Source organism: Streptosporangium roseum DSM 43021, from assembly GCF_000024865.1.
In the GTDB taxonomy this organism is placed as follows: domain Bacteria; phylum Actinomycetota; class Actinomycetes; order Streptosporangiales; family Streptosporangiaceae; genus Streptosporangium; species Streptosporangium roseum.
Genome location: NC_013595.1, coordinates 8585415 through 8610405, shown reverse-complemented (window position 1 = coordinate 8610405; position 24991 = coordinate 8585415). Strand labels below are relative to the sequence as shown.

The 24991-nt window shown below is 70.3% G+C and carries 22 protein-coding genes; 17 read left to right on the top strand and 5 right to left on the bottom strand.

Annotation, left to right across the window (positions count from 1 at the left end):
* Position 1: 1 nt before the first annotated feature.
* Positions 2-1963, bottom strand: coding sequence for a DUF6571 family protein (locus SROS_RS37680; protein WP_012894209.1), 1962 nt, complete (start codon positions 1961-1963; stop codon positions 2-4).
* 445 nt (positions 1964-2408) lie between these two features.
* Here SROS_RS37680 and SROS_RS37675 point away from each other — a divergent pair, with 445 nt between their 5' ends.
* From SROS_RS37675 to SROS_RS37660, 4 genes are all read left to right on the top strand, one after another.
* Entirely contained in the window at positions 2409-2801 is a 393-nt protein-coding gene (locus tag SROS_RS37675) for a hypothetical protein (RefSeq protein ID WP_012894208.1), read from the top strand.
* Position 2802: 1 nt separating this feature from the next.
* Positions 2803-5256 carry a DUF4132 domain-containing protein gene (locus tag SROS_RS37670; RefSeq protein WP_012894207.1) on the top strand — a complete coding sequence of 818 codons (2454 nt, stop codon included), beginning with the start codon at positions 2803-2805 and terminating at the stop codon, positions 5254-5256.
* Positions 5257-5472: 216 nt separating this feature from the next.
* Positions 5473-7218, top strand: a complete 1746-nt coding sequence (locus SROS_RS37665; protein ID WP_012894206.1) for a hypothetical protein — start codon at positions 5473-5475, stop codon at positions 7216-7218.
* A gap of 199 nt (positions 7219-7417) precedes the next feature.
* Positions 7418-8314, top strand: a complete 897-nt coding sequence (locus SROS_RS37660; protein WP_012894205.1) for a phosphorothioated DNA-binding restriction endonuclease — start codon at positions 7418-7420, stop codon at positions 8312-8314.
* Positions 8315-8567: 253 nt separating this feature from the next.
* Here the strand turns inward: SROS_RS37660 and SROS_RS37655 are convergent, their stop codons facing one another.
* Positions 8568-9683: an ADP-ribosylglycohydrolase family protein gene (locus SROS_RS37655; protein WP_012894204.1), complete on the bottom strand. Its 1116-nt coding sequence runs from the start codon at positions 9681-9683 to the stop codon at positions 8568-8570.
* Positions 9684-10524: 841 nt separating this feature from the next.
* Between SROS_RS37655 and SROS_RS50325 the strand changes: the two genes are divergently transcribed.
* The 9 genes from SROS_RS50325 to SROS_RS37615 all read left to right on the top strand — a co-directional run bounded on the left by SROS_RS50325 (position 10525) and on the right by SROS_RS37615 (position 19217).
* Positions 10525-10803, top strand: a complete 279-nt coding sequence (locus SROS_RS50325) for a hypothetical protein (RefSeq protein ID WP_148269324.1) — start codon at positions 10525-10527, stop codon at positions 10801-10803.
* 62 nt (positions 10804-10865) lie between these two features.
* Positions 10866-11447 carry a hypothetical protein gene (locus SROS_RS37650; protein WP_012894202.1) on the top strand — a complete coding sequence of 194 codons (582 nt, stop codon included), beginning with the start codon at positions 10866-10868 and terminating at the stop codon, positions 11445-11447.
* A 730-nt stretch (positions 11448-12177) separates the two neighbouring features.
* Positions 12178-13227, top strand: a complete 1050-nt coding sequence (locus tag SROS_RS37645) for an ABC transporter substrate-binding protein (protein ID WP_012894200.1) — start codon at positions 12178-12180, stop codon at positions 13225-13227.
* A complete protein-coding gene (locus tag SROS_RS37640; RefSeq protein ID WP_012894199.1) occupies positions 13224-14216 on the top strand; it encodes an ABC transporter permease in 993 nt (330 codons plus the stop codon). Before SROS_RS37645 ends, SROS_RS37640 begins: the two co-directional genes overlap by 4 nt.
* Positions 14213-14926 (top strand): ABC transporter ATP-binding protein, encoded by a 714-nt coding sequence (locus SROS_RS37635; RefSeq protein WP_012894198.1) that lies wholly within the window; start codon positions 14213-14215, stop codon positions 14924-14926. Before SROS_RS37640 ends, SROS_RS37635 begins: the two co-directional genes overlap by 4 nt.
* Positions 14927-15063: 137 nt before the next feature.
* Positions 15064-16170 (top strand): ABC transporter substrate-binding protein, encoded by a 1107-nt coding sequence (locus tag SROS_RS37630; protein ID WP_012894197.1) that lies wholly within the window; start codon positions 15064-15066, stop codon positions 16168-16170.
* On the top strand, positions 16170-17177 hold the full coding sequence (locus SROS_RS37625; RefSeq protein WP_012894196.1) for an LLM class flavin-dependent oxidoreductase: 1008 nt from the start codon (positions 16170-16172) through the stop codon (positions 17175-17177). The genes SROS_RS37630 and SROS_RS37625 overlap by 1 nt, the downstream gene beginning before the upstream one ends.
* The gene (locus tag SROS_RS37620) at positions 17167-18318 is read left to right on the top strand and encodes an LLM class flavin-dependent oxidoreductase (protein ID WP_012894195.1); all 1152 of its coding nucleotides are present in this window, start codon (positions 17167-17169) and stop codon (positions 18316-18318) included. Before SROS_RS37625 ends, SROS_RS37620 begins: the two co-directional genes overlap by 11 nt.
* A complete protein-coding gene (locus SROS_RS37615) occupies positions 18315-19217 on the top strand; it encodes an aliphatic sulfonate ABC transporter substrate-binding protein (RefSeq protein WP_012894194.1) in 903 nt (300 codons plus the stop codon). The genes SROS_RS37620 and SROS_RS37615 overlap by 4 nt, the downstream gene beginning before the upstream one ends.
* A 129-nt stretch (positions 19218-19346) precedes the next feature.
* Here the strand turns inward: SROS_RS37615 and SROS_RS37610 are convergent, their stop codons facing one another.
* Complete coding sequence (locus SROS_RS37610; protein WP_043653745.1) at positions 19347-20108, bottom strand: hypothetical protein; 762 nt, start codon at positions 20106-20108, stop codon at positions 19347-19349.
* A gap of 154 nt (positions 20109-20262) precedes the next feature.
* Positions 20263-21066, bottom strand: coding sequence for a helix-turn-helix domain-containing protein (locus tag SROS_RS37605; RefSeq protein ID WP_245564429.1), 804 nt, complete (start codon positions 21064-21066; stop codon positions 20263-20265).
* Positions 21067-21400: 334 nt separating this feature from the next.
* Between SROS_RS37605 and SROS_RS50315 the strand changes: the two genes are divergently transcribed.
* The 4 genes from SROS_RS50315 to SROS_RS37585 all read left to right on the top strand — a co-directional run bounded on the left by SROS_RS50315 (position 21401) and on the right by SROS_RS37585 (position 22670).
* On the top strand, positions 21401-21634 hold the full coding sequence (locus SROS_RS50315) for a hypothetical protein (protein ID WP_143121272.1): 234 nt from the start codon (positions 21401-21403) through the stop codon (positions 21632-21634).
* A complete protein-coding gene (locus tag SROS_RS37595; protein WP_012894191.1) occupies positions 21631-22023 on the top strand; it encodes a hypothetical protein in 393 nt (130 codons plus the stop codon). Before SROS_RS50315 ends, SROS_RS37595 begins: the two co-directional genes overlap by 4 nt.
* Positions 22024-22119: 96 nt before the next feature.
* Positions 22120-22398, top strand: coding sequence for a type II toxin-antitoxin system Phd/YefM family antitoxin (locus SROS_RS37590; protein ID WP_148269323.1), 279 nt, complete (start codon positions 22120-22122; stop codon positions 22396-22398).
* The gene (locus SROS_RS37585) at positions 22395-22670 is read left to right on the top strand and encodes a type II toxin-antitoxin system RelE family toxin (RefSeq protein ID WP_012894189.1); all 276 of its coding nucleotides are present in this window, start codon (positions 22395-22397) and stop codon (positions 22668-22670) included. The genes SROS_RS37590 and SROS_RS37585 overlap by 4 nt, the downstream gene beginning before the upstream one ends.
* 99 nt (positions 22671-22769) lie before the next feature.
* On the opposite strand, the gene secA2 is transcribed toward SROS_RS37585, so the two are convergent.
* The gene (gene secA2, locus SROS_RS37580; RefSeq protein WP_012894188.1) at positions 22770-24983 is read right to left on the bottom strand and encodes an accessory Sec system translocase SecA2; all 2214 of its coding nucleotides are present in this window, start codon (positions 24981-24983) and stop codon (positions 22770-22772) included.
* Positions 24984-24991 lie beyond the last annotated feature (8 nt).

The window sequence follows — 24991 nt, the reverse complement described above, 5'->3', positions numbered from 1 at the left end:
TCTAGGTGTCGTAGGCCAACCCGCGCTCTCTTCCCCGCTTGTTGCCGCCCTCGAACCGATCCGCCATCTTTTCGGACAAGTCTCCTACTGACAGGTCGTCATCACCGCCCATCCCGTTTGCCGCCGCCCACTTCTCGAACGCCTCAAGTCCCTTGTTGCCCTGTTTGATCAGTTCGGAGAACGGTTTGAGGTTGCCCTGCGCGTCGGCGATGGCCACGCCGGGTGGGCAGGTGGCCTGGAACTCGGCGGGGGTCACCTTCGGGGCGAAGCCGTTGGCCATGAGCACCTGTGCGTATGTGTGCTGACGGCCGAGCGTCGCGAGGTCGTCCTCCTTGTCGGCCCGGTCCACTCGGGTCTCGTCGTCCCCGCCGAAGGCGCCTTTGGCGGAGAGCGAGGTGCTCAGCGCCAGCCAGCCGAGGCCCATGCTCAGGGCTTGCCCCGGTATCGTGCTCGTCGCTCCGATGGCCGTGTCGCGGATGAACCCCACCAGGTCGTCCCGCTGCTTTTCGATCATGTCCAGGTTGCCCTGGACCTTCTCGACGGCGGCCAGCTCGAAGCCGCGCACGTTGCCCAGGGCCGTGAACACCCGGTCCAGGCGTTCGACGTCCCCGGTCCGCCGGGTCGTCGCCGACGCATCGGCGATCAGTTTCTGGGAGAAGCGTCCCATCCCCTCGTCGAACGGGGCGAGGTTCTCGGCCGAGTCGGCGAAGAGCTTGAGGAAACGGTAGGTGTCCTTGGGGCTCAGGGTGAACGCGGACTTCATGCCGAACGCCGAAGTCGAGGGCTTCAGCGCGCTGTCCTCTGTCATGTTCGCGTCGCCGATGTTGGCGCCTTCGGTGATCTCGGTGGTGTACGCGCCGGCGATCTCCGCCAGGTGGACCCGGACCTCCTCGCCGAGTTTGAGATCATCCATCGTCGTCATCACGGTGAACGCGAACGCGGCCGACTCCTGGCTGTGTTTGCCGTCCTCCTCGTCGTAGGCGCCGGAGGCCGCGGCCAGCATGCGCCCGAAGGCGTCCTTCTTGTCGTCCTCGCTGATGTGCTTGCCGCCGGCGTGATCGTTGAAGTTCTTCAGGAACGTCTTCAGCTTCGACTGGTCCTTCGTGTACGGCCCGGTTATCGCCGCGATCGCCTGTCGCGCGGCGGCCGGATTGTTGCCCAGGGCGTAGAGGAAACCCGGGCCGATCTTCCGGGGATCGGCCAGTCCCTGTGCCAGCACGACGTCCTTCAGCCACCCGGCGGGGAACTTCCCCCCACTCAGCAGCAGGCCCGCTTCGGGGCCCGCGTCCCGTATCGCATCCTTGATCTTGGCGAAGCCCGGGACACGAGATCCCGCGGTGACCGCGGTGCCGAAGGCCTGGCTGACCGCGCGGAGCACCTCGTCATCGGGACGGATGGGGGCGGCGGGTGCTTGGGGACGTGAGGAGTCCAGGTTCTTCCGCAGGAGTACGGGGAGCCCGATGGTGCGTTCCGTGCCGAGGGCGGCGAAAAAGGCGGCGGTGAAGGCGGCGTCGTTTTTGTGGGCGGCCAGTTCTTTGACGATCTGCCGGTATTCGTCGGAGGAGGGGCGTCCGAACCAGGGCGTGTCCACCGGCTCGATGGCCAGGAAACGCTTGCCCAGCGCCGTGCCCTGTCGCTGGGCCTCCGCGGGGGAGGCGTGTTTGCCCTCGTCGTAGCCGACCATCCCGGAGCCGGGCAGCCACGGCACCAGATCGTCGCTCGCCCGGATGGTCTCGTTGCGCTTACGCAGTCCCGGGAGCTCGTCGTCGATCCAGCCCTCGATCTGTTTGATCGGTTGCAGGCCCAGGGCCGACACCTCGGCCGTGGCGAGCAGCAGGCGGATTCTCTCGGACTGCTCGCCGATCACGTCGCGGCCGCGTTCCAAGGCGGTGACGAAGCCCTGCATCAGGTCGGGGTCGATCCCGGTGAAGTCCGGCGACACAGGCCCCGTTCCCGACGGCATCGGCTCCACCATTCCCCTCGCCCCATTTTTAGTTATTTCACTCTAGCTACCTAATGGGCATATTAAGGAGTGAATAATGCATACTTATCCGATATTGCTGGGAACGGGCCGGGGTGGATGCCGAGCCGCGAAGGCCCAGGGCCGGACGCCTTCAAGCATGCGCTCCCCGTCAGCCTTGAGGATCCACACCCCGCTCGGCGAGCGAGCCCAAGATCACGATTATGTCCACTGGAAATGCGCGCGGAGCACTCGGCGGGCAGCAGGCGGCCCCGGTATTCACGCTTGCCTGAACGCCGGGGCTCTGTCCTCAGAAAACGCCGGGGCTGTCCTCGGAAGGGGCAGGACCCTGCCGGAGACGGTGCCGGGATAAGGACGCCGGTTTCTGTCGGATCCGGCTGGTACTGATGATCACCACAACGATTCCGATGACTTGTGGAGCTGTGAGATGGCAACGGTCACCTTCCGGGACGAGACCGCGACGGGAAAGCCGATAGAGGAGTTCATGCTCCCTGACCTGCCGGAGAACATTTCGGCGCGGGAGCTCGTCCGGCTCCGCGTCCGCGAGGAGGTCGCCCGCTACAACGCTGCTCCCTCTCCCCGGTTCAACGGCCTGGTCCGTCCGGTGGACGCCGAGGTGGAGCTGAACGGCTACCGGATGGACGCGAAACGGCGGATCGACTGGGAGAAGCAGGCGGACGCCGCCGAGCGGGCGTTCCGGCGCAACGGGTTCCTCCTGCTCGTCGGTGAACGTCAGGTCGACGACCTGTCCGAGATGATCGACCTGACCGTCGACCCGGTCGTGTCGTTCATCAAGCTCGTTCCGCTGGTCGGTGGCTGACATGACCGAGCTTGACGACTTCACCCGCACCTACGGCCACCTGCTCGGATACGTGGAGGAGGCGACCAAGGAGATGTACCGTCGCTTCGACGCGCTCTTCGAGCGGGGACTGCCGCCCGGGCCGGACGACGACTGGCGGGAGTACGGCCGCTGGGCGCAGTTGAAGCTGAGCCTGGGACCTGAGGGCGGGCATGACCACGACGAGCGCGTCCTCCAGCTGATCCGTTCGGTGGCCGAGCGCGACATTCCCTGGACGCCCGGAGACGCGCGGGTCCTCGTGTACATTGCCCAGTCGCTGGTGTACCGGGGCCACACCCGCTATGAGGAGATCTTCCGGCTCCCGCTCGCCGTGACGCGGCGGTTCGGTTTTCAGGAACGCCGCGTGATCCTCGAAAGCATCGGAGCGGAGCGCTGGCTCCTGGAACATCGGCTCCCGGTATGGGAGGCACTGGCCGAGCAGTTCGACGGACTGCTGATCGAACCCGCCGAGAACGGCCCGGCCGGCGTGGTGCGGAACGTGATCTGGGAATGCGACGACGTCGCTCGCGTGCTGGCCGAGGAGTACGGCGCGCGCCTGGCCGCCCCTGAGGTCCTGCCCCTGCTGCGGCACTGGAACACCGCAAGATCCTCCAAACCCAGTGGGAAGTGGCTCAAGACCGCCGCAACGCTCCTGACTCCTGAAGCCGCCGGCCTCGTCCGCGAGATCCTCGTTCTGGTGGCGGCCCACCGGGAGAAGACGATCGATCACGTGGCCGACAACGGCTACGAGTGGAGGGAGACCGTCTTCCTGCACGAACGCACCGCCGTACCCGTGCGCGGCATGGTGTGGACGTGCGAGCTGATCGACGAGCCCTGGGTGGTCTCACTCCTCGGCGATGTCGCGCTGACCTGCGGCACCGGGATCGGCGGGTCGGGCGCCAACTGCCGCAGCGAGAGGCTCGCCAACGCCGCAGTGAACGTCTTGGCCCGCCGCGGTGGGCTGGAGACGGTCGCGTCACTGGCCAGAGTCCAGGTCAAGGTCCGTAAGAAGACCGTGCTGGCCAACGTGGCGCGAACGCTGGACGCGGTGGCCGCCCAGGCGGGACTCAGCCGTGAGCAGCTGCTGGACCGTACCGTGCCGACCTTCGGGCTCGGCCCGGACGGGGTGCGGGAGGAGAAGATCGGCGACTGTCTCGTACAGCTCCGCGCCGACGGCCCCGCGCTCCGGTTCGTCAACCCCGCGGGCAGGAGCGTCAAATCGGCCCCGCAGGCCATCCGCAAGGATCCGGCGCTGGCCGAGCTCAAGACCACGCTGAAGGAGCTCAAGCAGACGCTGCCAGCCGAGCGGTTCCGGCTGGAGCAGGCGCTGATCGAGGAACGCCTGTGGCGATGGCAGCAGGTGACGGAGTTCTTCCTCGACCACCCGGTCACCGGCCTGTACGCCCGGAATCTGATCTGGCAGATCCTCCAGGGCCCAGCCGGGCTGCCGGTCAGAACCGACACCGGCTGGGAGCTCACCGATCCGCGAGGCCGCAGGATCCAGCCCAATCCGGACACCCCGGTTCAGCTCTGGCACCCGATCCGCGAGGCGGCTGAGGACGTGCGGGCCTGGCGCGATCACCTTCTGGAGCACGGGGTGCGCCAGCCGTACAAGCAGGCGTTCCGTGAGGTCTACCTGCTGACTCCGGCCGAGGAGCAGACCCGCACCTATTCCAACCGGTTCGCCGGGCACGTGCTCCGGTACGGCCAGGCCAAGGCCCTCCTCAACCAGCGCGGCTGGACCGACCTGTCGATCGGCCACTGGGACTACGAGTCCGGTGGCCAGAGTGAGGCGGTCAAGGATCTGTCCGGCTGGCGGGCCCGCTGGGGCATGCACATCACCGGTGACCCGGAAGCCGACGGGTGGGGAACCGCCTCCTTCTGCGCCAGCGAGCAGATCCGTTTCCACCGGGACGGGCAGGAGGCCGCCGACCGCTACGACTACGCCTATCGCGAGGGTGTTCCGCTGGACGAGGTGCCGCCGCTGGTGCTGTCGGAGGTGCTCCGCGACGCCGACCTGGCCGTGGGGGTCACCTCGGTCGGTCTGGACCAGCAGGCCGCCGGCGGGCACGAGGAGTACTGGCACTCCTACGGGTTCGGCGAGCTCACCGAGACCGCCAGGACCCGGCGTGACGCGCTCACCCGGCTCCTGCCCCGGTTGAGGATCGCCGATCGGGCGGAGCTGACCGACCGGTTCCTGCGGGTGCGCGGAGATCTGCGGACCTACCGGATCCACCTGGGGTCGGGCAACATCCTGATGGAGCCCAACGACGCCTACCTGTGCGTCGTCCCCGGCAACGACCGTGGCGCCGCGTCCGTCTTCCTGCCCTTCGAGGAGGACGGCGGCATGCTGTCGGTCATCCTGTCCAAGGCGTTCCTGCTCGCCGATGACACGGCCATCACCGACCCGTCGATCACTCGCCAGCTCGGCGCCTGAGAGCGCCGGGGCGGATCGTTGATCGACTTCACGGAAACAGCCCGTTAGGGTTGGGCGCTTTGCCGGCTTGATCCTTTTCTCGTCCCCCAGACCTGATCCTTCTTCCCACCCCCAAGCCTGACCCTTCTTCTCACCCCCAGGGAAGTCCACGTGCGCCCCCGTCGTCTCGGCCGCTATCGCTTCGGATGGCCTGCCACCCTTCTGGCAGGTGGCTATGTGACCGCGGTCGTCGTGTTCGGCGTCATCGCGGCGGTGAGCGGCGATGGCGAGGTCGTCTGGTGGCTCGTGATCCGCCGGTGGTGGAGGCCCTTGGAACCGGGGTGGTACGTGCTGCCCCTGGTCCTGCTCGGAGGGATGCAGGGCTGGGCCCTGTGGCAGATCCTCCGGGGGCGGGTGGCCGGCCAGGACGCCGGACCGGACAGGCGCGTCCGCCGGCTGCGGAGGGTGCTCTACGCCTACCTGGCCGTCCAGCTGACCTACTACGTGGTCTTCTTCCTCCCGTCGCCCTGGTGGGTGGACATCGCCCGGGATGTCGGGCGACTCGCCCTCGTGGTGCTGTTCCACCGGGTGCTGGACGGCGCCCCCCGGGCGCTGAGGTCTGTCGCGCTCGCGGCCGGGACGCTCGGCGTGGTGGGCTCGATCGGCGAGGAGGTGTTCGACGAGCTCGGCGTCCGTGCCGTCGAGCAGATCTTCGACCTTGCCGGGCTACTCTGGTCGCTCTGGATGGCCCTGATCCTCGTGGCCCAGGCGAGGGACGGCCGGTGGGGCAGGGGCACCGTGTGGTCGGGGGCCGCGAGCATGCTGCTGCCGTTTCTCGTCATGCCGCTGGCACTCGGTGGCTTCGACAGCTTCAGCGCCCCCGCTTTCACCGTGATCCTCGGCGTCTCCGGTGCGCGCGCCACCTTCATGCTGGTGTGGCTGGCCCGGTCCGCCCACGATCTCGCGGGCCCGCACGCGGGAGCCGTACCGCGCCGGGAGAGGCCGGTCCCGGGCAGGGTCTCGCTCGGACGGTGGCCGCTGCCGGTCGCCGCGGTCGTGACGCTCTTCCTCCTCCCGGCGGCGGACCACGCGCGCGGCCCGTTCACCTCGCGGAGCGACTGCGAGCGGGCCCGGTCCGCAGTCGGGGAGTACGGCCGGCACGTCGAGTCCCGCCCGATGACCGGGGAGACGGCCTTCGTGTGCGAGGTGCGCGGGTCCGACGGGTCGCCGTTCAGTCAGAGCACGCCCGACCTGGCGCTGGTGGCGTACGGGCACCGGCTGTGCGGCGTCTACACGCGGAACGACCCGCGGGAGATCGTCCGCGTCCGCGAGAGCAGTGGCGTCGACGTGCGCGGGCTGACCTACACCCTCGACGAGATCTGCCCGCGCGCCGCCGCGATCGTCAAGGCGGCGATCGACGCGGAGGACCGCGAGATCGCGGAGCGGGAGGCGGAGGAGCAGCGCATGTGCGACGCGGCGCCTCGCCACCGCCCCCTGATCAGGACGGAGTCGGCGTCGGTGCGCAGGGAACCCCTGTGGACGGACTACGGCAGCGTGGAGGCATATGAGGAGGACGGCGAAAACGACCCTTTCGAGGACGGCCTGTACGAGCTCCTGGAGAAGAACGGGCTGGTGGCCGCGCTCCCCGGCCACATGGTGATCGACGTCCACTCCGACGTCGTGACCTGCGTCACGACCGAGACCTACAGGCGTCGCCCGCCCGTGGAGACCAAGGGGTGGCACCACGTCGTCGAGGTCGGCTACCGCAGCCCGACCGGCGAGATCATACTTCGCGACACGATGGGCGGTGCCGAGCTCCCCGACCTCGCCCTCCATGGCAGGAGCGGCGACTACCGGATCCGTGTCCACTACGCCTGGTTTCCATGGAAGGGCGAGAAACGCGGCGGGCAGCGGCTGCTGATCATGGCGTATCCGGGGCGCGGGGACGAGGTCGTCGTCCACCGCAAGCGGACCGACCCGTGACCGGCACCGGCAGGCAGCCGTCCGAGTACCACCCGCCAGCCGTCCGGCACTGGCCCACAACCCTCTGGCGCCGGTCCACCGCCGGCCCAGTCCTCCGGCACCAGCCGGCAGCCGTCCGGCACGCCCGCCACCGGACGGCGGCCCGGGGCTCGGCCGGCACCTGTCGCGGCCTGCCGTGATCGCCATAAACTGATCGATCATGGACTGGATCGAGCGGATCGCCGGGATCCGGCGCTGGACGCGCGGTGGCGAGCGGGCGCCGCACAAGCCGCTCCTGCTGCTGTACGTCCTGGGCCGTTTCCAGCGGCATGGCAACCTGCCGATCCCCTTCAGCGCCGCCGAGGCCGATCTCAAGCGGCTGCTCAAGGAGTACGGCCCACCGCGGGACACCAGTCCCGGCTACCCGTTCCACCACCTGACCAGCGACGGCCTGTGGCTGGTCGACACCGTCACGGGCCCCGGCAGTCCCGGCCCGGAGCTGGGCCGCCTGCGCGCCGGCCAGGCCACCGGCCGGCTCCACCCCGACCTCGCCCGCGCCCTCGTGGAAGACCCCCGCCTGGCGGCCGGGATCGCCCATTTCCTGCTGGACGCGAATTTCCCGCCCTCGCTGCACGCCGACATCTGCCGGCTGGCCGGCCTGGACCTGGACGGCCTGGAGACCGTCCCCATGGCCAGGCCCGTCCCCGCCCCCGCCGTACGTCGTGACCCCGCCTTCCGCGACAAGGTGCTCATGGCCTACGAGTACGCCTGCGCGTTCTGCGCCTACGACGGCTGGCTGGACGGCACCGCGGTCGGGCTGGACGCGGCCCACGTGCGCTGGTGGGCCTTCGACGGCCCCGACGACCTGGCCAACGGGCTGTGCCTGTGCGCCATCCACCACAAGCTGTTCGACAAGGGAGTCCTGGGACTGGCACCTGACCGCACCGTCACCGTCTCGGCCAGGTTCGTCGGCCGGTCGGCGTCGGCGCGGGACATGGTGCTGTCCCTGGCCGGGCAACCCGTCCGCGACCCGCAACCGGGTATGGACGCCGTCGAGTCCGACCACATCGACTGGCACGGCCGGCAGGTCTTCCGCACGCCCGCCCGGAGCGCCTGAACGCCGGCGGGTGACCCGTTCGGTTCGAAACTACGTCTGGTCTCTCCCGTACTCCGACCTCCCCCTCAGGTCGGATCTCCACGTCACGAGGGGAGGCTCGGATCGCGCGACAGGCCGGGGCCGCGCGATGTTTCCTCCGATTGGTTGCCGGCCGGAGTGGCCCGTCCTCGTTCCCGGCCGCCCTCCTTTCTTGCGGTGAGCGTGATTCGGTGACGTCGGTCACACCCGGGGACGGATCCCTTTCGGGGCCGGGTCAGTCTTCGGGGTACTTCATGAGCCAGCCGTCGGTGGCCTCGTGGCCGTCGGCGGACTGGGCCGCGAAGTCGTCGGCGAGTCCGGTGATGGCGTCACGGCCTTCGAGATGGGCGAGCCAGTCGCGGGGAAGCGCGGCCTCGCCGTGGAGAGCGCCCAGGAGGTTGCCGCAGACGGCGCCGGTGGAGTCGCTGTCACCGGAGTGGTTGACCGCGAGCAGCAACGCCTGCCGGACGTCGTGGGGCCCGGGGTTGACCAGCGCGCAGTAGACCGCGATCGCGAGTGCCTCCTCGGCGATCCACGCCCCGCCGAGCGACTCGACCCTCTCCGGGCTCGGGGCGCCTTCCGCCGCGAGGGACACGGCGGCGCGCAGGGCCTCGGTGGTCTCCTTGTGGGAGGGATAGGCCGACAGCAGGTCCATCGCCCTCCGTACGGCCCGCGCGAGTGGTTCCTCCCTCTCCGGGGTGCCGGCCTCCGGGGTGCCGGCTTCCGTCAGGTAGTGGACGACGGCGGCGAAGGCGCCCGCGGCGAGGTAGCCGGTGGGGTGGCCGTGGGTGATCTGGGCGCACTCGGCGGCCAGCTCGAACGCGTGCCGGGCACTCCGCGCCCGGAGCCCGAAGGGAGCCGAGCGCATGACCGTTCCGCACCCTTTGGAGCCGGGGTTGACCGGTCCCGGCTCACCGAACCGCGCGGGAGCGACTGCCTCTCTGTGGCGCAGGCCTGACAGGCAGGCGTTGCCGGGGGCCCGCCGGGAGTAGAGCCACCCCTGCTCGCGTAGCCGGCCGGTACGGAACCCACCGTCCGCGGGCGGCGGGGAGGGGTGCTGCTGGGTGTCCAGCCAGCGCAGGTAGGCCCGCTGTACGGCGGTGGCGTCGTCTCCGCGGATCAGCCCCTCCACGGTGAACAGCGTCATCTGGGTGTCATCGGTGATCAGGCCGACCCTGCCGAACCGGTCGGGGGCCGGCTCGGTCAGGCCCGCGGGGCCGTACCGCCTGCGGATCTCGCCGAGCGAATCGAACTCGACGGGAGCTCCGAGCGCGTCGCCGAGCGCGCCGCCCAGGAGGCAACCTCTCACGCGGCTGCGGTGCTCCGGCAGTTCATCGATGGGACGGCGCACGATCAACTCCTTGGGCCTCCGTCGGCTGCCGGCGGGCAACGGGAAGCTCAGTGGCGGCCTCGGGAGGTATGACGAGAGGGCTGCGGTCCAGGCTAATACGGCATCTTCTGGTACGTCTGTGGTATTTCTCCGCTCCACCTCCTGGAACAGGGACGAGCCGGTGACCTCCGGGGCCGGCGGCAGGCCGTCACGGCGATCTCCGGGGCCGGCGGCAGGCCGTCACGAGGACGCCGGCGGCCACCGCCAGCGCGGATCCCGCCGCGAGCAGGAGAACCCGGAGCATGGGCCGCCGCCCGGCGAAGGACTCCCGATGGTCGGTGCCCGCCGCGTCACCACCAGCCCCAGCCCCAGTCCCGGCACTACCGGCATCGGCCCTGGCACCAGCACCGACACCATTGACACCAGCCCCAGCATCGATACCACCGGCACCAGCCCTGGTGTCACCGGCACCGCTACCACTAACGCCGCCGTTGTCTCCTGGATTGTCCGCGGGGCCGGTCGGCTTCTCGCGGACAACTCCCGGACCGGGAGGGCTCTGGTCGGCAGGGACGTCCGTCCTGTCCCGTCCGGTGGATCGTCCGGACGGGACAGGACGCGCGGATTTCGCCGATCCGGCAGCGGACTTCCCCGGCCCGGCAGCGGACTTCCCCGGCCCGGCAGCGGATTTTCCCGGTCCGGCGGGGGACCTCTCCGGCCCGGTAGGGGCATGCGGGCCTCTTCTCGCCGATGGCCGCGTCCCGAGGGTGGAGTGCGGGCCCCTCCCGGCGGCTTCTGCCTCGTCGTGCAGGCATCTGGCCTTGGCCAGGAGGGCGGCACGGGGACGGGGGTCGCGTACCTGGTCGTGAATGATCCGTTCCAGCAGATGGAGCGGAATGATTTTGACCCCGGAACGGTATTCGCCCCAGCTTGTTTTGCCGGTTCTGTATCGCTCGCCCAGTTGGCGGACGGTGGCACCGCCGGTGAGCTCGCGCAGGAAATCCGCCAGTGCGTTGGCCTGCTCCGTCTCACCCTTCAGACTTCCCTGTGGACGCCCTGGACCGCCCATGCGCTCGCTCCCCTGATTGACCGCGGCAAAATGCATTGTCCGCTGTTTAGACGCAGTTACCGGCGAGATTGTTGATGGACAATCGGCGCGGGCGGAGCGTGGTGTCCACCGGTTCCCGGAGCGCCTCGGAGGCTGCCATGACCCCTCTCTCCCCGACCCGCCGGATCTCGGGCGGACGCCGTACGCACACCTGGTCGCGGCGCCTCGCGTCCCTGGCCGGCGTGACCGCGCTGGCCGTCGCCGGCCCGATCGCGGTCTCCCCGGCGGGCGCCGCCGCGGAGCCGAACCACTGCGGAGGCTCCTTCGGCCTCGTCAGGACCTGGCCGATCCGGAGCCAGGGGGCCGAGGTCGGCGGCATCGACGTCTACTACAGCAACTCCACCGGCCAGAACTGCATCATCGTGCATCCGGCCGCCGGTTATCCGCAGGGCGCCTTCAACCACATCACCGCGGCACTGAGAAAGAGCGGGTCCGACGAGTGGAAATGGGACGGTCCCGGGCGGAACTACACCCGTTACGCAGGGCCGGTCTATGTATACGCGAAGGGCAGTTGCATCGATTTCTACGGTGAAATGCGCTCCTCCGGGGCGGGGATCGGAACGGGGGTGGGGACGGGGATAGGGAGGGGGGTCACGGGCGGGATCAGCAAGAGCGTGAAGAGGTTCCTGGAGAGCAAGGCCCGAGTGTCGGAGTACCAGACGGGTCGGCACTGCGGCTGAGACCTGCCCGGTAGTGCTTCGCCAGCGCCTCTCCGCGCTTTCCGGGACCCCGGCCGCGCGCCGGACAGAGCTCTCATGGGGCGGGTCGTCGAGCGACGGCCCGCCCTTTCGCATGCCGCCGCCTCCCCGGGTGCCCGGCGCCTTCGCATCCGATGACCGCCGCCGCCCCCGGCGCTTCCGCATCCGATGGCCGTCGGGCCCTCGGGACGCCTCCGCGCCCGATGACCGTCGGGCACCCGGACGATCCCGGGCCTGGTGGCCGTCGCGATCCCGGGTGCTCTCGCACCCGATGATCGTCGTGGTCCCCGGGTGCTCTCGCTTCTGATGATCGTTGTGATCCCTGGGCTGCCTCGATGTCCGTCGGCCGCCGTGGTCGCCACACCCCGAGCGGTCCCGCGGAGGCCGGCTCCGAGTGTCATCATGCGGACCGGGGCTTGACTTAGATTAAACCTACCTGAAATATAGGAAATGTGCCGTATGTCCCTCTGACCCTCCGCCGGGTCGTCGACTTCATGCGCCTGGACAGCAGTCTCTGTCCGTAAGGGCGCTCCGTCTTCCACGTTGAGCTCCCGCCCCCTCTTCCGAACGCCTTCCCACGTCCGCGTCCGTTCCCGGACGTGTCCCGCACGTTGCCCGGATGTCTCCCGGACGTCCTCCGCACGCCCTCATCGCGTCACCACGCCGGGCGTGCGCGCATCTCCGCTCTCAGATCTGTAAGGGGCCAATCATCATGTGGACATCTCGTCGACGGACACGCGCCGCGGTCGCGGTCGCGGCACTTTCGGTCGCGGCGCTCACCGCCGCCTGCGGAGGCGCCGCGACCGGCACCGGCAAGACGACGACAGCGGCGGCAGCAGCGGGGAGCGGGGGCGGCGGGGCCGTACTCAAGATCAAGGATCCGGGGAACGCGGGGCCGCTGGCGGTGGCGAAGAAGGAGGGGATCCTCGAGAAGCGGCTGGCCGAGATCGGGGCGAAGGTCGAGTGGGGCGGATCGTACGCCTCGTTCACCGCCACGATCGACGCGGTCCGCTCCGGATCGATCAACGTGCTGGAGGGGGCCATCTCGCCCGTCCTCGGCTACCTCGCCAACAGCAAAGACATCAAGATCTTCGCCTTCACCGACCCGGTGACCGACCCGGCCGCACCGCAGACCGACGGGCTCGTCGTCAAGCCCGACAGCCCGGTCAAGAGCGTCAAGGACCTGGCCGGCAAGCAGGTCGCGGTCAACAAGGGCGGGCGCGGGGAGTATCTGCTGCTGCTGGCCCTGCAGGAGGCGGGGGTCCCCGCCGACCAGGTCAAGCGGGTCTACCTCAACCCCGATCAGGGCGCCTCGGCCTTCGCCACCGGCAAGGTGGACGCCTGGTGGGCGATCGTCCGGGCCTATCCGGAGGTGGTCGCCAAGGGGGCGAGGGTCCTCGTGCACGGCCGGGACCTGCCGGACAAGGACCTCAACATGCAGGCCGCCCGGGTGGAACTGCTGAAGGAGCACCCCGAGGTGGTCCGCGTCTACTTCAAGGTCCTGCAGGAGCTCACCGCCGAGGCCAGGCAGAACCCGGAGAGGTTCCAGAACGTCTTCCTCACCCAGGGGCCGACCGCCGTCTCCGGGCCGCGTCTGGCCGAGGAGGTCGCCAAGGCCAGGTACGCCAACGTGCCCCGCTTCGCCACCGCCGCCGACGGCGCGTTCGTGACCGACGTGGCCGGGATCTTCCAGAAGTACGGCGTGCTGCCGGGCACGGTGAATCCCGGCGACGTCATCCTCGACCTGAAGCCGGCGGCATGACCCTCGAAAGGGTCGCCCAGGCTCCCCCCGCGTCAGCGGAAGGAACGGCCGCCGCGTCCCCGATCGCTGCGTCCCCGGCCGCCGCATCCACGGCCGCCACATCATCAGCCGCCGCGTCTCCGATCGCTGCGTCTCCGATCGCTGCGTCCCCGGCCGCCGCGTCCCCGGGCGCAGCGCCGCCCGGGGATCTCGAACCGCCTCGCTACCTGGGCTCGCGCCGCCGCCGTCCCGCCGTCTCCACCGCCGTCAGGGTCACGGTCCCGCTGCTGCTGGTCGCCGCCTGGTGGTACGGCACGGGCAGCGGGGCCATCTCCCCGGATGTCCTCGCCGGCCCCGGCGCCGTCCTCGGCGCGCTGGGCGAGCTGGTCGCCACCGGGCAGCTCGGCGACTACCTGCTGGCCTCGGCCCGGCGGGCGGGGCTCGGCGTCCTCGCCGGCGGCGGCATCGGCCTGCTGCTCGGCGTGGTCGCGGGGCTGTCGGCCCTCGGCGAGGAGCTGATCGACCCGACCATGCAGATGAAGCGGGCCGTGCCGTTCCTGGCGCTGGTCCCGCTGTTCATCTCCTGGTTCGGCGTCGAGGAGACGTTCAAGGTGGTGCTGATCGCGGTCGCCGCGGTCGGTCCGATGTACGCCTACTCCTATCTCGGCGTCCGCGGCGTGGACCGCAAGACCGTCGAGGCCGCCCGGGGGTTCGGGCTCACCGGCGCCCGGCTGGCCCTCGGGGTCATCATCCCGACCGCGCTGCCGAACATCCTCATGGCCCTGCGCATCTGCCTGTCGGTCTCGCTCACCGGCCTGATCGCCGCCGAGCAGATCGGCGCCACCGAGGGGATCGGCTACCTCGTCACCCTCGCCCAGCAGTACTACCGCAGCGACTACATGGTCCTGTGCATCCTGATCTACGCGGTGCTCGGCCTGCTGATCGACCTGGCCATCCGGGGCGTGGAGCGGCTGGCCATGCCGTGGCGCGGGCAGGTGGCAGCCCGATGAGCGCGACCGTGAGCAGTGCCGTCAGCATCAGGGGACTGCGCAAGGCGTTCGGCCCCAAGACCGTCCTGGACGGGATCGACCTGGAGATCCGGCGCGGGGAGTTCTTCGTCCTGCTCGGGCCGAGCGGCACCGGAAAGACCACTCTGCTGCGCATCCTCGCCGGTCTCGAACTGCCCGACGAGGGGACCGTCCTGGCGCCGCGCCGCCGTACGACCGTCTACCAGGAACCACGCCTGGTCCAGGCCCGGAGGGTGCTGGCCAACGTCACCCTCGGGCTGCCCCGCTCGGCCCGCGAGGCGGGGCGCGGCGCGCTGGCCGAGGTCGGTCTCGAAGGGTACGGCGGTGCGTGGCCGGCCACGCTCTCCGGCGGGGAGGCCCAGCGGGTCGCCCTGGCCAGGGCGCTCGTCCGTGACCCGGAGCTGCTCCTGCTCGACGAGCCGTTCGCCGCGCTCGACGCGCTGACCCGCCTGCAGATGCAGGAGCTGGTGGCCGAGCTGTGCGCGCGGCACCGGCCCGCCGTCGTGCTGGTCACGCACGACGTGGACGAGGCCGTACGGCTGGCGGACCGGGTCGCGGTCCTGCGGGAGGGCGCCTTCGCCGTGGAACAGCCGATCGACCTGCCGCACCCCCGTGACCGCAACGATCCCGCCTTCATCGCCCACCGGCGTCTGTTCCTGTCCCACCTCGGCGTCGCCGCCGCCTCGCACTGAAGCACCGAAGCACCGAAGCACCGAAGCACCGAAGCACCGAAGTGCCGAAGCGCCGAAGCACCGAAGTGCCGAAGCGCCGATCCGAAGTCCCGCAGTACAGAGAAGTCCCGCAGTACAGAGCAGTACAGAGGAGTCACGTGTCAACGATCGACAAGATCTGGTTCACCCGCTGCCCGGTGCCCACCGCCAGCGGCCTGGCATACAACCTGGGCTGGCTCCACGAGGAGTTCGGCGAGGTCGGGGTCCTGCAGGACGCCGGCCCGGAGCTGGCCGAGCACCACTTCGACCACCGGCTCCTCGGGCTGTTCCGCGAGGGCGGGAACGTTCCCGCACTGGCCGCGCGCTCGGAGGGGGCGAAGACCCGGCTGATCGGGCTGACCTGGATCGAGGAGTGGCAGTCCATCCTGGTCCGCCCGGAATCGGGCATCACCGGCGCGGCGGGGCTGCGCGGCGCGCGGATCGCGCTGCCGGGCTGGGCGGAGACGCGGGCGCGGAGCTTCCCCCGGGCGATGGCCCTGCACGGGGTCAAGGGAGCGCTGTCCCAGGCCGGGCTCACCTTCGACGACGTGACGTTCGTCGAGGTGGAGCAGCCGACGTCCGACGTCGGGCGGGACGGGGCCGGCCGGGCCGGGACCTGGCCGGGGCTCAGGGAGCTGGCGGCCGGCGAGGTCGACGCGGTCTATGTGAAGGGTGCGCGCTCGGCCGAGCAGGCCAGGGAGATCGGCGCCGTGGTCGCGGTGGACCTGGACGCGCATCCGGACCCCCGTACCCGCGTCAACAACGGCACCCCGCGGCCGATCACCGTGCACGAGGACCTCCTCGCCGACCACCCGGACCTGGTGGTGAGCTTCCTGACGCAGACCTTGCGCGCCGCCGACTGGGCGGCGGGCAACCTGGAGGCGGTACGGGGCTTCCTGGAGGCGGAGACCCGCTCCGGCTCCCGGGGTGTGGCCACCGCCTACCGGGGCGACTTCCACAGGGGCCTCCACCCGGACCTCTCGCCGGAGCGGCTGGACCTGCTGAAGATCCAGAAGGACTTCCTCCTGGTGCACGGCTTCCTGGCGGCGAACGTCGACGTCGACGACTGGGTGGCGCACGAGCCGCTGGCCGCGGCCCGGGAACGGCTGGCGCGGCAGTCCGGCGAGCCTGCGGACTTCCCGGCAGAGGTGCCGGACGGGCTCCCGGGTGAGCGCGGTCACGGGTCCTCGGTCGCGGTTCCGCAACGGGACGGGGTGGCGGTCTGATGGCCAGGTTCCTGATCACGCTGCCGGGCCGGGCGGACGGCGGGCGCGGCGTGAGGCCGGCCTTTCCGGACTCCGTCACCGACCTCCGGCGAGCCTTCGGCCCGTTCGACCATCTGGCCCAGGTCGGCAGGGCCGCGGAGATCGCGGGCTTCCACGGGGCGCTGGCCTCCTTCGATCCCGAGGGGGACGAGTCCCTGGTCGTGGCGGCGGGACTGCTCCGGCAGAGCCGCAGGCTCCGGGCGGTGGCCGGGTTCCACCCCGGCATCGCCACCCCCGTCTACGCGGCCAAGGTCTCGGCCTCCCTGCAGCGCTTCTCCGGCGACCGTCTCGACTGGCGTATCGCCGTCGACCTCGACCCGGCGGTGGCGCGGGCGCAGGGCGACTTCCTGGAGGGGCCGGACCGCTACGCGCGGGCCGAGGAGTTCCTCACCGTCGCCAAGGGGGTCTGGTCCGAGGAGGACTACACCTACGAGGGGCGGTTCTACCAGGTGCTGGCGGGCGGGTTCCAGTCGCCGCTGGCCGGCCGGGCCTTCCCCAGGATCCACCTGTCGGGGACCTCGAAGGAGGCTCTCGAACTGTCCGCCCGCCACGCCGACGTGCACGTCTTCGACCCCGAGGACGACATCGAGGCCGCGAGCCTGCCCGGGGTCGCGTACGGCCTGCGGATCCCGGTCCTCGCCAGGGATGACGACGACGAGGCGTGGGAGGCGGCCCGCCGCCTGTGGGCGCGCGGCGGGCGGACGGCAGGGAGCCTGCCGGATCCCGACCCGCGGACCCGGCTGTGGCGGGGCTTCCGGCCCTCCGGTTCTCCGGGGGCGCTCCCCGGCGCCTCTCTCCGGAACGGGCTGGTGGGGTCGTTCGAGACCGTCGCGGCGGGGATCCGGGACTACATCGACCGGGGTGTCGGCGTCTTCTTCCTTGAGGCCACGCCGTACATCGAGGAGACCTACCGCCTGGGCGAGCGGCTGCTGCCGCTGCTGGCGAAGGAGGACGTCCGTGTCCGTTGACATCTACTGGCGCGTCGGGACGCACGGCGACCAGCCGTCGCTCCGCAGGAGGGTCGTCAGCCGGGGGGAGTGGGCGCCGGTGGTACCGGGCAGCCTGGCTCCCGGCGTCCGCGACGGCGAGCGTGACGACTACAGCTACGTCGAGCACATGGGTGACGTCGCGCGGGCCTCGGAGATCTCCGGGTTCGTCGGGGGGCTGCTGCCGTCCTTCCCCAACACCGACGACCCGTGGGCGACGGCGGCGACCCTGGCCAGGGAGACCACGACCTACCGGTTCATGGTCGCCTTCCAGCCCGGGTTCCTCCACCCGGTGCAGGCCGCGCGCATGTCGGCCAGCCTGCAGCGGGCCACCGGCGGACGGCTCGTCTACAACATCATCTCCGGCGGCGGCGGCCCCGACCAGCTCTGGTGGGGCGACAGGGTCGACCACGACGACCGCTACGCGCGCACCTCGGAGTTCCTCGACGTGCTCAGGGGCGTCTGGAACGGCGGGCCGTTCGACTTCGACGGGCGCTTCTACAAGGTCGAGGGCGCGGGGCTGCCGGAGGGGCTGGCCGGGCAGCCGTTCCCGGAGATCTACTTCTCCGGCTCCTCCAGGGCCGCCATCGACGCGGCCGGGCGGCACGCGGACTACTACCTGTCCTGGCTGGAGCCGTTCCACGCGCTGACCGAGAAGTTCGACCAGGTCAGGGCCAACAGCGACCGCACGCCCAAGTTCGCCGTCCGCATCGACGTGCTCGCCCGGGAGACCGAGGAGGAGGCCTGGGACGAGATCCGCCGGGGCTGGGACAACATCGATCCCACCGTGCTCCGCGGCGCCACGGGCGACTCCATCGGCTGGCAGCGCAGCCAGTCGTTCGTCACCGGGGCCGTCAACGGCTACCGCGACCTGGAGGTCACGCCCAACGTGTGGGGCGGCTTCCACCTGCTGCGCGGCGGACCCGCGTTCGGCCTGGTCGGCAGCTACGGGCAGGTCGCCGAGCGGCTGGACGAGCTGATCAACCTCGGCGTCGGAGCCTTCATCCTCGCGGGCGTGCCCCACCTGGAAGAGGCCTACCGGGTCGGCGAGAACGTGCTGCCGCTGCTGCGCGGCCACGACCTCCGTATTGATTCCCCACTGTTGGAAGGAACCCCATCATGAGTGTTCGAGTCGGATATTTCCCCCACAACAACTCCCTCTGGGTGCTGCGCCACCGCGGCATCCTGGAGCGCGCGATCCCCGACGTGGAGTGGGTGGACCTGCGCACCCTCCCGGCCGGTGACAGGCCCGCGCCGACCGACGGGCTGCCCTCGCTCCACGGCGACCACCTGTTCGACGGCGGCTACGACTTCATCGGCACCGGCTCCACGCCGCCGGTCACCGCCCAGGGCAAGGGACACGACGTCGTCTACGTCGCGGTCTCCGGCTCCCGGCACGAGAACGGCAGGCTGGTGGTGCTGGAGGACTCGCCCATCGCCTCTCTTGAGGACCTGAAGGGGAAGAGGGTCGCGCTCGGGCACGGCTCCTGGCAGACCACGCTGCTGCTGTTCGCCCTCGACAAGGTGGGCCTGGGCTGGAAGGACATCGTGCCCGTCGACGCCGGGACCGACGCGGGGGCGCTGCTCCTCAACGGCGAGGTGGACGCGTGGGTCGGCTCCTACCCGTCGCTCAGCAAGGTCGAGGAGCAGACGTCCGTCCGCGAGCTGGTCGCCACCGACGGGCTGTTCAGCCACCGCTCGCTCTGGTTCACCCGGCGTGACTTCGCCGAGAAGCAGCCCGAGCAGCTCGCCGCGATCGTCGCCGCCCTCCAGGAGTCCGACGCCTGGATCCAGGAGAACTACCGCGAGGCGGCCGAGCTGTTCGCGGCCGACGACGGCGGCGACGTCGACCACTGGGAGAACGCCCTGCGCAAGCGCCCCTTCGGGCTGCACCCGGTCACCGAGGAGTTCGTCGCCGAGCAGCAGCGCGCCGCCGACCTCTTCCACGCCGGCGGCCTCATCGACCGGAAGATCATGGTCGCCGACGCCGTCGACCCGGAGATCGCCAAACTGATCGGCTGACGGCGGGGCGAGCACCCCGCTCGTGTATCGCCCCGGTCAGACGGGCCGCAGGGGGCGGGAACGTTTCCCGCCCCCTCGGCGACACGCGGCGGCGCGGCGACATGCGGCGACATGCGGCGGCGCGGCGGCTCACGGCTTGGCGGACGGGCGGCCGGCCACGAAGTTCTGGAAGCCGATCTTCACCCGTTCGATCGGGTCCCGGATCCGCTTCTCCCGCCACTCGGCCCGGCGCAGCCTCCGCGAGCCCGGTCTGTAGCGCCGCCGCGCCCAGGGGGAGCCGGGACGGGCCAGCCGGACCGCGCCGATCAGGGCCAGCGGGGTGATGTAGATCCCGAGCAGGCCGGTCCAGATCTTCCCCTTGGCAAGGCTGATGAGCGACAGCAGCGTGTTGGTGCCGACGATCAGCGCGATCTCGGTGCGGGACAGGACCTTGCCGTCCGCGCCGGGGTTGAGCGCGTCGCCGAGTTCCAGGGGGCTCGCGCCGAGCAGGGCCAGGCCGCACAGCGCGACGGCGACGAACACGGCGTCCACCGACAGGCGGCCCTGCTGCGTCCAGTAGACGTCGTCGAGGTGGAGCACCAGCGCGAACTCGTCCAGCACGAGCGAGGTCCCGCTGCCGAAGAGCGCGGCGAGCAGTCCCGCCGAGGCCGAGGTGTTGTCCTCCACCGCCAGCCCGCTGATCCCGCCCACGCACATGAAGACCAGGCCGAACACCACATGGTGGATGTGCATGCCGCCGGGTGCCACGTTCCCCGGCCACCATCTCACCTGGGCCCGGATCAGGCGCACGCTGATCCGGATGAACAGGAACGTGGCGATGAAGGAGACGAAGAAGCAGAACAGCCGGAGTTTCCCGGCCGCCACGATCTCCGTCGAGAACCATGACCCCACGGCGCCCCCGCAGTCGCGAAAAAGGGGGACTCCGGGCAGGCTATCAACCGGCGTGACGCGCCGGCCGCGGTGCACCGCCCGCCGCCCGGTCCACCGCCGCCCGGTCCACCGCCGCCCGGTCCACCGCCGCCCGGTCCACCGGCGGCCGGGTCCTCTAGTCGGGGTGGTGCTGGTGCTGCAGGTAGGCGGCGGTCTCGGGGTTCGCCGGGAAGTAGGCCTCGATGGCCAGCTCGGCGACGGTGATGTCCAGCGGGGTGCCGAAGGTGGCCATCGTGCTGAAGAAGGCGAGCTCCCGGTAGCCGCGGCGCAGCCGCAGGGGGATCACTATGTCCCCGGGGCCGGGCCGCTCTATCTCGGGCTCCGGCTGGTCGCAGGGGTATTCGTCGAGCTCTCGCCAGAGCGAGGCCAGGTCGGGGTCGGCGGTGAGGCTGATCTGGCGGCGCAGCCGGTGCAGCAGGTGGGCGCGCCACTCGCCCAGGTTGATGATCCGCTGGGCCATCCCGCGGGGGTGCAGGCTCAGCCGGAGCACGTTGACCGGCGGGACGAGCAGCTCCGGTGCGACGCCGCGCAGCAGCACGCCGGTGGCGGCGTTGCGGTCCACCAGGTTCCAGCCCTGGTCCACCACCACCGCGGGGTACGGCTCGTGCCCGCTCAGCACCTGGCCGAGCGCCTCCCTGACCGACGACATCTGCGGCGAGTTGAGCGGTGTCTCGGCGTAGACCGGTGCGAACCCGCCGGAGAGCAGGAGGTGGTTGCGCTCGCGGAGCGGGAGGTCCAGCTCCTCGGCGAGGCGCAGGATCATGTCCCGGCTCGGCTTGGACCGGCCGGTCTCCACGAAGCTCAGATGCCGGGTGGAGATGTCGGTCTGGATGGCGAGATCCATCTGGCTCATCCGCCGGCGTTCCCGCCACTGGCGCAGAAGCTCGCCGACAGGCCGGGACGCGCTGGTGGAGGTCACAAAGCACACCATAACCGGCACGGATTGGTAAAACCATTACCGTCCACGTAACGGGGGCCGTGACGTCCCCGACCGCAAATCTTTACGGCAAATGCAAGCTTTTAGTGCAAAAATCCTGACATTTTTGGATGATCTGCCGTTTGAGGACAGCAAATGCGAAGCGCGGGGTGGTGGGTGCGGCAGCCTTCCGGGGCCGGTGGGGGCCGAGCCGTCGTTCGGCGCCTGAACGCTCCCGGCGTGTCGCGCAGGGACTTATCCACCTGTAACACAGCAGACCTTCAGGTGTTTGTCCAGTTCGCTGGACGCCCTTCGACCAGTACGCTAGCTTCCGTGGGTGCTTCAGACATACTCAGAAATCCGCGACCGGATCTACGAGCTCGCACGTCGGCATGCTCTGCGCCCCGACTGGATCGATGCGGGTCGAACAACGCGATCTCTTCTGCTCTACGACTCCGATCAGGTGGTGGTAGCCCGCTCCCGGGTCCCCGTACGCCATATGGACCCGGACCTGCTCGCAGCCCTCGCCCATGATTTGGAAGACGTGTTCGGGAAAGGATGGATGGAATGACCGGCACACCCCTGCAGCTCACGATGAGGGCCATACGCAAGGCCGACTATTGGATCGCACTCCCGGTGGACGCTCCCATCGCGGGTGGCGTCTCCGGTGACACCCTGCCGGAACTGTACGAAGAAGTCGAGGCGGCCAAGCACTTCATCCTCGACGCGCCTTCAGAGGCTGAGATCGTCGTGACCTATCTGTACGAAGTGGCCGGCGTGTCTCCCACGGTGCTCGACACCTACCGCGAACTGCGCACTCAGCGCGATCAGGTGGCAGCCCGGCTCGGTGAGACCGCCAGGGAAGCCGTGGCCGCCCTCCGGGCGGCAGGTGTCTCGGTCCGGGACAGCGCGGCCCTGCTCGAGCTGTCGAAATCTCGTATAGACCAGCTGAGTGCGTGAGAAGGAGCCGTTCCGGTCCCGGCTCCGGCATGGTTCGCCGTGGGCGTGGGTCCGGGTCGTTGGCTGCCGCGCTTTTCGTTGGCTAAAATTATGTACATGACAGTTCTTCCTCTGGCGGACGCCCGAGCCCGGCTCTCGAGCATCGTCGAGTCCGCCGTCAGCACGCATGAGCGATTCGAGATCACCCGTAACGGCGTGCCCGCGGCCGTGCTGGTCGCCGTGGACGACTACGAGACGATGCGAGAGATGATCGAGATCCTCGCCTCCGCCGAAACCGTGGCGGCCCTCCGTGAGGGGATCGCCGATCTGGAGGCAGGACGTACCCACTCCCAGGCCGAGGTGGAAGCCGAGCTCCGCCGGGCCGGCCGTCTGTGAGCGAGCGATACGAACTCCACCTCACCCGCCGCGCCAGACAGGATCTCGCCGAACGCCTGCCGGCGAAAGTCGTGCGGGCGGTCTGGGAGTTCATCACCGGACCGCTGCTGGACAACCCTCGCCGGGTCGGCAAACCCCTCGACGAACCTCTCGCTCCCCAATGGTCCGCGCGTCGCGGCGACTACCGGGTTCTCTACCTGATCGACGATGGCCGGATCCTGGTCCAGGTGGTCACCGTCCAGCACCGAGCGGACGCGTACAGATCCCGCTAGTGCCGCATCGGGCGATGTCCGTCCCGCACGCCGTCGTGCCCGCAGCCCGAAGGCCGATCAGGCGTGCCGCCGGTCAGCGGGCCGTTTCACCGGACGGGGTCAGCGGCGGCGGCGGACCTTGGTGGTCAGGCGGTTGAGGATGCGCTCCCACTCGGTGCCGAAGGGGTTGTCCTGGACGAGGTAGGTCCAGGTGGCGGTGGGGCGTTTGAGGCCCGCGCCGTCGAGGTCGAGACCCTCGGAGGTGATGGAGGCGCTCTCGAAGGTGGCGACCGAGCGGGACTCGATCTCGGCCAGCATGTGCTCGTAGGCGGGCTTGGCCTCCTTGTTGAACTCCTCGATCGGGCTGAGGCGGCCCAGGGCGCGCAGGTGGATGCCCTCGCGGAGCTCGCCCAGGAAGGCCAGATGGTCGGCCCAGCAGCGGTCGAGATGGAACAGGACGATCTGCCGGGCGGCATCCTGGAGCACCTCCTCGCCGACGGCCTCCCGCAGCTCGGACCACCGCTCGGGCGCGGCTCCGGAGAGCGCGTCGGCGGCTGATTCGCCGCGCAGGACCTTCTCGCGGAGGCCGAGGACCAGGCTCCGGTGGTGTTCGAGGAGGCGGGTGTAGCGCCAGGTGTTGCGGTGGATCTCCATGTTGACGCCCTCGGCGACCCGCTGGGCGTGGCCCACCAGGTCGCGGTCGGGCACGCCCTTGGCGTACTCGTCGGCCACGTAGTGGGTGATCAGCTCGTCCTCGCCGCTCACGAAGAAGACCGAGCCGCCGGGGTCGCCCTGGCGGCCCGCGCGGCCGCGGAGCTGGTCGTCCAGACGGCTGCTGGTGTGCCTGCCGGAGCCGATGACGTACAGCCCGCCGAGCTCGTCCACGCCGTCGCCGAGGCGGATGTCGGTGCCGCGCCCGGCCATCTGCGTGGAGACCGTGATCGCGCCGCGCTCGCCGGCCCTGGCGATGATCGACGCCTCCTCGGCGTCGTTCTTGGCGTTGAGGACCACGCACTCCAGGCCGCGCCCGCTCAACGTCAGGGAGAGCCGCTCGGACTCGGCCACGTCCAGGGTGCCGATCAGGATCGGCCGCCCGGTCGCGTGCACCTCGACGATCTCGTCGACCAGCGCGTGGTCCTTCTCCATCGCGTACTCGAAGAGCCGGTCGGGCGCGTCCGTCCGGACGCACGGCCGGTTGGACGGGACCACGGCCACCTTGAGGTCGTAGAACTCGCGGAGCTGGTCCCCGACCGCGACCGCCGTGCCGGTCATGCCGCACTTCTCGGGATAGCGGGTGATCAGGCCCTGGACGGTGATCGAGTCGAGGATCTCGCCGGTCTCCGAGGCGGGCAGCGTCTCCTTGGCCTCGACGGCGGCCTGCAGGCCGTCCGGCCAGCGCTGCAGCAGGGCCACCCGGCCCCGGGAGGGGTTGATCAGGTGGACCTTCCCCTCGCGCACGATGTAGTCGACGTCCTTGGTCAGCAGGGCGTGCGCGTGCAGGGCGAGGTTGACCTCGGTCAGCGTGGTGGCGTTGTCGTAGAGCTCCAGGCCCAGTGCCTGCTCGACGGTGTCGATGCCCTTGGTGGTCAGGTGGACGTTGCGCGCCTGGTCGTCGAGCTCGTAGTGGTAGCCCTTGACCAGCTGGCGGACCAGTGCGGCCATCTCCGGCACGGAGTCGCCCGGGTCGGCGGCCCCGGCCAGCACCAGCGGCACCCTGGCCTCGTCCACCAGCACCGAGTCGGCCTCGTCCACCAGCGCCACGCTCGGCTCGGGCACGACCAGGTCGGACACGTCGGTGCGGGTCCGGTCGCGGAGCACGTCGAAGCCGATCTCGCTGACCGACCCGTACGTCACGTCCTTGGCGTAGGCCGCCCGGCGCTCCTCGGGGGTGGAGGTCTCCGCGATCCAGCCGACCGAGACGCCCAGCGATCCGTACAGCGGGCCCATCCACTCGGCGTCGCGCTGCGCCAGGTAGTCGTTGACCGAGATCACGTGCACCCGCTTGCCCTGCAGGGCGTATCCGGCGGCGGCCATGGCGCCGGACAGGGTCTTGCCCTCGCCGGTGGCCATCTCCGCCACGTTGCCCGACAGCATGGCGAGCATGCCCACGAGCTGCACGTCGTACGGCCGCAGGCCCAGCGTGCGTCGCGCGGCCTCCCGCACGATCGCGCAGAACTCGGCCAGGTCGTCCATCGAGGGCTCCGGAAGCTCGGCGAGCCCCCTGATCCGCTCCTCCCGGTCCCCGGCGGACGCCACGGTCCGATCGAACGGCGCCAGGTCGATGGAGCCGGGACGCTCCAGGAAACGCCTGAAGAGCTGAGTTATCGAGGCCACGTTCCCTC

What these genes read in the sequence shown, in the direction of transcription:
- SROS_RS37680 (WP_012894209.1), bottom strand. Translation starts at nt 1,963, where the DNA reads ATGCCGTCGGGAACGGGGCCTGTGTCGCCGGACTTCACCGGGATCGAC.
- SROS_RS37625 (WP_012894196.1), top strand. Translation starts at nt 16,170, where the DNA reads ATGGCCAGGTTCCTGATCACGCTGCCGGGCCGGGCGGACGGCGGGCGC.
- SROS_RS37670 (WP_012894207.1), top strand. Translation starts at nt 2,803, where the DNA reads ATGACCGAGCTTGACGACTTCACCCGCACCTACGGCCACCTGCTCGGA.
- SROS_RS37635 (WP_012894198.1), top strand. Translation starts at nt 14,213, where the DNA reads ATGAGCGCGACCGTGAGCAGTGCCGTCAGCATCAGGGGACTGCGCAAG.
- SROS_RS37645 (WP_012894200.1), top strand. Translation starts at nt 12,178, where the DNA reads ATGTGGACATCTCGTCGACGGACACGCGCCGCGGTCGCGGTCGCGGCA.
- SROS_RS37595 (WP_012894191.1), top strand. Translation starts at nt 21,631, where the DNA reads ATGACCGGCACACCCCTGCAGCTCACGATGAGGGCCATACGCAAGGCC.
- SROS_RS37590 (WP_148269323.1), top strand. Translation starts at nt 22,120, where the DNA reads ATGACAGTTCTTCCTCTGGCGGACGCCCGAGCCCGGCTCTCGAGCATC.
- SROS_RS37615 (WP_012894194.1), top strand. Translation starts at nt 18,315, where the DNA reads ATGAGTGTTCGAGTCGGATATTTCCCCCACAACAACTCCCTCTGGGTG.
- SROS_RS37675 (WP_012894208.1), top strand. Translation starts at nt 2,409, where the DNA reads ATGGCAACGGTCACCTTCCGGGACGAGACCGCGACGGGAAAGCCGATA.
- SROS_RS37650 (WP_012894202.1), top strand. Translation starts at nt 10,866, where the DNA reads ATGACCCCTCTCTCCCCGACCCGCCGGATCTCGGGCGGACGCCGTACG.
- SROS_RS37640 (WP_012894199.1), top strand. Translation starts at nt 13,224, where the DNA reads ATGACCCTCGAAAGGGTCGCCCAGGCTCCCCCCGCGTCAGCGGAAGGA.
- SROS_RS37660 (WP_012894205.1), top strand. Translation starts at nt 7,418, where the DNA reads ATGGACTGGATCGAGCGGATCGCCGGGATCCGGCGCTGGACGCGCGGT.